This is a genomic window from Pseudoalteromonas sp. SR41-4 (assembly GCF_014163985.1).
Taxonomy (GTDB): Bacteria; Pseudomonadota; Gammaproteobacteria; order Enterobacterales; family Alteromonadaceae; genus Pseudoalteromonas; species Pseudoalteromonas rhizosphaerae.
Window position 1 is genome coordinate 80,227 of sequence record NZ_JACJEI010000020.1, and the last position, 6,000, is coordinate 86,226.

The 6,000-nt window shown below is 39.1% G+C and carries 6 protein-coding genes; 5 read left to right on the forward strand and 1 reads right to left on the reverse strand.

Annotation, left to right across the window (positions count from 1 at the left end; translation table 11 throughout):
* The first annotated feature begins 7 nt into the window (after window positions 1-7).
* From H5180_RS15750 to H5180_RS15760, 3 genes are all read left to right on the forward strand, one after another.
* Window positions 8-601, forward strand: coding sequence for a DUF2726 domain-containing protein (locus H5180_RS15750; protein ID WP_145237569.1), 594 nt, complete (start codon window positions 8-10; stop codon window positions 599-601).
* A 102-nt stretch (window positions 602-703) separates the two neighbouring features.
* Window positions 704-1,411, forward strand: coding sequence for a 5'-methylthioadenosine/S-adenosylhomocysteine nucleosidase (gene mtnN / locus H5180_RS15755; protein WP_145237572.1), 708 nt, complete (start codon window positions 704-706; stop codon window positions 1,409-1,411).
* Between the two features lies 1 nt (window position 1,412).
* Complete coding sequence (locus tag H5180_RS15760; RefSeq protein ID WP_182758579.1) at window positions 1,413-2,360, forward strand: cobalamin biosynthesis protein; 948 nt, start codon at window positions 1,413-1,415, stop codon at window positions 2,358-2,360.
* Between the two features lie 63 nt (window positions 2,361-2,423).
* Here H5180_RS15760 and tyrS read toward each other — a convergent pair whose 3' ends face one another.
* Complete coding sequence (gene tyrS / locus H5180_RS15765; protein ID WP_145237578.1) at window positions 2,424-3,623, reverse strand: tyrosine--tRNA ligase; 1,200 nt, start codon at window positions 3,621-3,623, stop codon at window positions 2,424-2,426.
* A 150-nt stretch (window positions 3,624-3,773) separates the two neighbouring features.
* On the opposite strand from tyrS, the gene H5180_RS15770 reads away from it, so the two are divergent.
* Together H5180_RS15770 and H5180_RS15775 are read left to right on the forward strand one after the other, a co-directional pair.
* On the forward strand, window positions 3,774-5,087 hold the full coding sequence (locus tag H5180_RS15770) for a peptidoglycan DD-metalloendopeptidase family protein (RefSeq protein ID WP_145237580.1): 1,314 nt from the start codon (window positions 3,774-3,776) through the stop codon (window positions 5,085-5,087).
* 366 nt (window positions 5,088-5,453) lie between these two features.
* Window positions 5,454-5,879, forward strand: a complete 426-nt coding sequence (locus tag H5180_RS15775) for a hypothetical protein (protein ID WP_182734484.1) — start codon at window positions 5,454-5,456, stop codon at window positions 5,877-5,879.
* Window positions 5,880-6,000: the final 121 nt, after the last annotated feature.

Consider the following 6,000-nt stretch of genomic DNA (forward strand, 5'->3'; position numbering starts at 1 on the left):
TTACCGTATGGAATTCGCTTTATTATCAATTTTAGTATTAGTCGTAGGGGCATCTGTTGTTGCGTCAAAGTTTACCGATGATGGCGGAAACCCTTACCCATTCACGCGTAAAACCAGTGTATTTACGCAAGTTGAAAGCTCATTCTTAAACCTTTTAGAACGTGCTGTAGGCGATCAATATAAAATTGTTAGCCGTGTAAAATTAATCGATATCATCGATTGTAAAAAAGGTTTATCTGCTAAAGCTAAACGTGCTGCAATCGCTAAAGCAAAAAACAAACAACTGGATTATGTGCTGATTGATAAAGAAAAGATGACGATTGTGGCAGCGGTTGACTTAGTAAACAACGCCAATAAAGATGGTCATAAAGCACAACGAGACTGGTTTGTTAATGGTGCACTTGAAGCTGCTGGCATTCCACATATCCGTATGAAAGTTAAATCTGGCTATCGGCCATCAGAAGTACGCGAAGCAATTATGTTTAAGCTTGGCAAGCCGACAGCACAAAGTAGTCGCCCGACACGCAACCGTGTTACTAAGCCGGCGGTACTATCTCCTTCGCAAGCTAAAGCCCATTCCACAGCTTTAGCTGAAATATAAGTTTTCTTAAACGATAAAATGCGAGCTTTTAAGCTCGCATTTTTGTTTTTTATCGCTAACTTCACGTATAATCTAAACATCTAATTAGAGGAATTTAAAATTATGAATGTCGGTATTATTGGCGCGATGGAGCCAGAAGTTAAAATTTTGCGTGAAGCAATGCAAAATCCACAAATTCTAACTAAAGCAGGTTTCACTTTTTATACAGGTGAATTAGCTGGTAACACTGTGACTTTAGTGCAATCAGGTATTGGTAAAGTCGCCTCTAGTATTGCAACAACGTTATTAATTGATAATTTTCAACCAGACTGTGTGATCAACACAGGCTCTGCCGGTGGTTTTGATCCATCTCTGAGTGTTGGCGACGTGGTAATTTCATCTGAGGTACGTCATCATGATGTTGATGTAACCGCTTTTGGTTATGAAATTGGCCAAGTACCACAGATGCCTGCTGGTTTTGCCGCTCACCCTAAATTAATAGAGGCTGCACAACTAAGTGTTGAAAGCATCAGTGACGTGAAGACCCTGATCGGCTTAATTTGTACTGGCGATTCATTTATGTGTGATCCGGTGCGTATTGATAAAGCCCGCGCGGACTTCCCTACTATGTTAGCTGTAGAAATGGAAGGCGCTGCCATTGCACAAGTATGCTTTTCTTTAGCTACACCGTTTGTAGTGATCCGTTCAATGTCTGATATTGCAGGTAAAGAGTCACCACAGTCATTTGAAGAATACCTAGAAACCGCTTCAATAAACTCATCAAAAATGGTGGTCGCATTACTAGAAAAGCTGACTACGGTAACGCTCTAACGTGTTACTCAATTTAGTTCAGCAACATTTGGACTTTATTGTATTTATATTAGCGCTCCTTGCTGAGCGCTTTTTACCTTTGGTAAGCTGGTATCACCCAAATACATTTTTAACTGCGGTATTTAGAGCTCTTGGGAAACGCGTTTTTCGAAAGAGTGAACCTGCAAGTTACCAATATTTGTCATCCTCGTTGTGTTTCACCTTAGTCATTTTAGTGATCATGACCTTGGTAGTCTTACTGCTTGAATTCGCCTATTACCCTGAACTATTAGCTGGGTTAATTTTATACCTCAGCCTAGAGTGGCGAAGTGTAGAAAGTAAAGCGCTGCGCATTGCACGACTCGTTAAACAAAATCAAAAGTCTACAGCCCGAGAGTTATTAAAACCGCTACTTGCTCGTCAGGTAGATAAATTATCAGGCCCAGGTCTTTGCAAAGCTATCATGGAAACGCTGATCTTAAGAGTTGCTCGTCATTACTTTAGCGTTATTTTCTTTTATCTACTATTTGGCCCTATGGCTGCACTGGCTTATCGCTTACTGACTTTGATCCACCAAGCTTGGCGCAAAGATATTATGCCTAATAGCCCATTTTTAAAATCACTTAGTTGGCTATTATATATTCTTGAGTGGTTACCTACGCGGATATTGGCGCTGACTATTGCAGCAAGTAAAGCCAGTAAATTGAGCATTCATTATATCAAGCATTATGGACGACATTTTTATCAAATAAATAGTGGCTGGTTATTAAGTTGTTGTTCGGCCTCTGTTGGTGTGCAACTCGGTGGCCCTGCCATATACCAAGATACTCGATTTGATAAAATGCGTATTGGTACTGAACGTTTACCGCAGGCTGATGATATTACTGTATTGATCAATAGGCTAAATCAAGCGCGTGGCTTTTGGTTACTGGTTATATTTGGCATCGAAATCATTAAAACAATGTTGTAGATCACAAAGAGTAAAAAACCAGCCGAAGCTGGTTTTTAAAACTGAATTTTCATTCTTTACCTATTAAGCACAGGTAATATTTGCAAACTTACGCTTACCAACTTGATAAATAGCTGTGCTGCCTTTTGCAATTTCAAGCTTAGTATCAGTGACCTTTTCTTCGCCATTGATTTTAACTGCGCCTTGTTTGATCATTCGCATAGCTTCTGATGTACTCGCAACTAAGCCTGCTTCTTTAAGCAAGTTAGTAATAAATACGGTATCTTCATCAATCGTTACAGTCATATCTGGGATATCATCCGGTAAGGCATTTTTTTGAAAACGTTTAATAAAATCTTCATGCGCACCAACAGCTGCCGCATCGCTGTGAAAACGAGCAATCATTTCTTTTGCTAAATCGATTTTAATATCACGCGGATTAGTACCTTGTGCAACCTTTTCTTTAAGCGCAGCAATTTCGTCAATTGATAAGCTACTTAGCAAATCATAATAACGCCACATCAGCTCATCACTAATAGACATGATCTTACCAAACATATCGTTAGGGGCATCAGTAATACCAATGTAGTTACCTAATGACTTAGACATTTTTTGCACACCGTCAGTGCCCTCAAGTAAAGGCATCATTAATACGGTTTGTGGCTTTTGGCCTTCGTCTTTTTGTAGCTCTCGACCCATTAATAGATTAAAGCGTTGATCAGTACCACCGAGCTCAACATCAGCTTCAAGCGCAACTGAATCCCAACCTTGCACTAATGGATACAAAAACTCATGAATCGCAATTGATTGTCCGCCAGCGTAACGCTTTTTAAAATCATCACGTTCTAGCATACGAGCAACCGTTTGACGTGCTGCTAGCTTGATCATACCTGCAGCGCCTAAATTCTCCATCCAAGTTGAATTAAAAGCAACCGTGGTTTTAGCCGGATCAAGAATTTTAAATACTTGTTCTTTATATGTTTCAGCATTTGCCAATACATCTTCACGGGTTAGTGGCTTACGAGTTACATTTTTACCCGTTGGGTCACCAATCATACCGGTGAAATCACCAATTAAGAAAATCACTTCATGACCTAAGTCTTGGAAGGTTTTCATTTTATTAATTAGCACAGTGTGACCTAAGTGTAAGTCAGGTGCAGTTGGATCAAAACCAGCTTTGATCTTTAGCTTTTTACCAGACTTTAGCTTTTCGACTAACTCGTCTTCAATTAATATTTCTTCAGCACCGCGTTTTATCTCTGCTAGAGCGGTTTGTAAGTCCACTATGTATTACTCCAAAAAATTCAGTCAGTCTGGTGATTCTAGCGTAAATCCGCGCCAGTTTAAATCTACAAAACACTGGTATTAACGCTTTATTAAGTATATCCTGCAATATTAGTGATTAATTATCTTGACAGCAGGAAAAGGCACGTTATGGTTCGCGTTGTGCACACTCTCCCAAAAAAACACAAATTGCTTATTTTAGGCTTGGTTTCTGCTATTGCTGCTTTAACACTCATTCCTTCAGAAAAAGCCACCGCCTCTAAAGACAATAGCGCTGATGCGTTAGAAATTGGCAAGCGCTACGAATTACAAATTAAAGTTGATGACGTTGAGCAATTAACTGAATTAAATTCGCAAGAAGATGCAGCAAAACTCCCAGAATACGATCTCATCGATTTCGAAGTTAAAAACGGTGACAATTTAGCACTTATTTTCAAACGCGCCGGATTCTCGGCGCAAACCGTTCATAAACTGCTTAATACCAATGCAGAAACACGTAAACTTAGTAAAATTCACCCTGGTGAAACATTAAGCTTTGCTACCGCCGAAGATGGTTCTTTGGCACAGTTACGTTATGTGATTTCAAAAACAGATACCCTGTTCGTTACATTAAATGAAGAAGGTAACTACGATACGTCTATTGATAGTAAAGAAATTGAAACATTAACTAAATCAACAGGCGGAGAAATTACTAACAGCTTTTGGACCTCAGGTATTGCTGCTGGTTTAAGTGAACGGCAAATAATGAACTTTGCTGATATATTCGGTTGGGATGTGGATTTTGCCAATGATATCCGTAAAGGCGATCAATTTGGTTTAATCTATGAATCGCATTATGTTGATGGCGAGTTTATTGGCACAGGTAAAATTATTGCCGCTGAGTTTATTAACCAAGGTCAACGTTACGCGGCTATCCGTCACAGCGATGGTACTTTTTACACGCCTGAAGGGCGTAGTATGAAAAAAGCATTTTTACGTGCACCAGTTAACTTTAAATATATTAGCTCAAGCTTTAATCCGCGTCGTTTACACCCTGTAACAGGACAAGTAAGAGCACACCGTGGGATTGACTACGCAGCTCGTACTGGAACGCCAGTAGTTGCCTCTGGTAATGGTAAAGTAATTAAAGCTGGTTACAGTAAGTATAATGGTAACTATATATTTATTAGTCACGGCACACAGTACGTCACTAAATACCTACACCTTAACAAGAAACTAGTTAAAACGGGTCAAAAAGTTAAGCAAGGTCAAAAAATTGGTACTGTCGGCTCCACCGGTCGTGTAACAGGCGCGCACTTACACTACGAGTTTTTAGTTAACGGCGTTCACCGTAACCCTAAAACGGTTAAGTTACCGAAGTCAGAGCCTCTGCCTCGCGACGAGCTTGCTAAGTTTAAACCAATAGCAGATAACTTCTTAGCGCAGCTAGAGCGCAACCGAGAGCTACAGTTAGCGCTTAAGTAAAGCGGCCAGAAAATATAAAACCGTTGCTATGCCAATAGCAACGGTTTTTTTGTGGAGCTGTAGCCATAAGCCATAAGCCATAAGCCATAAGATTGTGTGTTCTGACCCCGATAAAATAGTCACGCGTTAATTTACAATAAAACAAAACTAATCAGCAACTAACTGTATACATCAATAGCAGCTTGAATTTTGTCCAATGTTACTGCTCTCTACCATTTGGGTGTATTGCTGCATTTAGAAAAGTGAAACGAAGTTACTAATTATATACAGCTGTTTATTTGATGACTAAGATAAATACATCGTAATATGGAGATTTGTCGGTTTATAAAACGACAAATGTCGTAGATAAAATTATTAGGCAACCCTATGTTTAACATCTTCAAAAAGGTAAAGTTTGAGCCCGAATTCCCAATCATAGAGTTGGATTTAACTCCTGATAAAGTATTCAGAAAGCTATCGACTTTCTCATCAGTAGAAAGGATTGAAGATTCAAGTAAAAAAGACATAGATTTTGAATTTGTTGTTGAAAATGACGTAACTCGTATTCACGTAGGCTTTGCGAATGATAGGGTTTCATACATAAACTATCTCACAGATCAGTTTAATAGCAGTGAGAATGAAAAGGCGGAGAAGCTTAATTGGTTTTTGGAATATTACGGCAGCAAGGAAGAGTATGGTGAGCCAAATAACACTGCCTATATGATATTTTTTCATAACACCAAAAGTAAACTCTCAATTGTATACGGGCTTCACATGGGAGCTATTCGTGTCAATAACCTTGCAGATGCCTAACACATATGAGCCTTAACTCTGTCAATAGGCAGTAGTGTTTTTTTTGACCGTTTTTATAAATTGACGGTCAATTAAAAATCAATAAACAAATTCGTTTACTTCGCCTGTCGATGTGGCTGTT

Excerpts from the sequence above, each read along its gene's own strand:
- H5180_RS15750 (WP_145237569.1), top strand. The coding sequence starts at position 8 with ATGGAATTCGCTTTATTATCAATTTTAGTATTAGTCGTAGGGGCATCT.
- H5180_RS15770 (WP_145237580.1), top strand. The coding sequence starts at position 3,774 with ATGGTTCGCGTTGTGCACACTCTCCCAAAAAAACACAAATTGCTTATT.
- H5180_RS15775 (WP_182734484.1), top strand. The coding sequence starts at position 5,454 with ATGTTTAACATCTTCAAAAAGGTAAAGTTTGAGCCCGAATTCCCAATC.
- mtnN (WP_145237572.1), top strand. The coding sequence starts at position 704 with ATGAATGTCGGTATTATTGGCGCGATGGAGCCAGAAGTTAAAATTTTG.